The organism is Streptomyces sp. URMC 124 (assembly GCF_051386455.1).
Taxonomy (GTDB): Bacteria; Actinomycetota; Actinomycetes; order Streptomycetales; family Streptomycetaceae; genus Streptomyces.
Map to the genome: position 1 here is coordinate 1 of NZ_JBPQTS010000443.1, position 277 is coordinate 277.

Here is a 277-nt window from a genome sequence, read left to right on the forward strand (position 1 = left end):
CCGCTTCCCCGATGCCCGCAAAATATCGATCGATTCACGAAGCGAGAACGTGATCCCTTCCAGCACCGAACGCGCAAAATGCGGAAGCTTATGCCCTGCATCCATGCCGATGAAGCTGCCGCGGATATCCGCATCCGGATGCGGCGTGCGCTCGCCGACGATGTACGGCGTGAACAGCAGGCCGCCGCTGCCGGCCGGAATGTCGCCGATTCCGCTTAACAGCTCGTCGAAGGAGACGTCCGGCGCAAACGTATCTTTGAACCAGGTCAGGCTGTAT

At 60.3% G+C, this 277-nt stretch carries 1 protein-coding gene; it reads right to left on the reverse strand.

Annotated features, from left to right (window positions below; genetic code table 11):
* A partial coding sequence (locus tag ACSNOG_RS33275) for an FGGY-family carbohydrate kinase (protein ID WP_436756399.1) occupies window positions 1-277 on the reverse strand: 277 nt, incomplete at both ends.